Annotated in this window: 2 protein-coding genes; both read right to left on the bottom strand. The window is 48.0% G+C overall.

The window, feature by feature from the left end; translation table 11 throughout:
* A partial coding sequence (locus tag ACWHAR_RS29660) for a YunG family protein (RefSeq protein WP_452088763.1) occupies nt 1–207 on the bottom strand: 207 nt, incomplete at its 3' end.
* 96 nt (nt 208–303) lie between these two features.
* Nucleotides 304–594: amidohydrolase family protein (locus tag ACWHAR_RS29655; RefSeq protein WP_452088762.1), on the bottom strand; the 291-nt coding region annotated here is incomplete at its 5' end.

The following is a 594-nucleotide window of genomic DNA, read 5'->3' as shown; positions in this document are numbered from 1 at the left end:
ACTCGTAAAATCGTACACCACACCATTGATGCTGTTGTAAAAATGCCAGCTCTCATCGACTCTTGTTTTGAAAATCGTGCCGCCGAAATGGTCTTGAATCACCAATGCCGTCACGCCGCATTGGCCGCATGACGGGCATTCTTCCGTCCATTTAGAGCTCGAATGGCGCGACCAGGATTGCTTAAGTATGTATTTGACATGCTCCATTGCCTCCGCCTCCTTTAAAAAAAGATACCACGTTGATGAGATTTTAAAAACTAGAACGGAGGAAATCAAAAAACCCGGCGGTAATATCCGCCGGGCTTACGAAGGAACGACCAGAGCTCCGTCAATTTCAGTGACTTTTTCCCCATCATTGTACACGCACCGGCCTTTGCTGTAAGTGGCCGAAATGCTGCAGGAAAATGTATGTCCTTCGTAAATGCTTTTTTTATGCTTTGCAAACATCGATTCTCTTGTAACAGTGTACGGCTCCATGCTGACGAGCACGAAATCTGCATCACACCCCGCCTCAAGCCGCCCTTTTTTCTGAAGGCCGAATCGTTTTGCAGGGGCCGCCGCTGTCCATTCTGCGATGGTTTCAAACGGAATCTG

It is taken from the genome of Bacillus sp. LR--39, assembly GCF_053613335.1.
This window is presented reverse-complemented; position numbering and strand designations above follow the sequence as displayed.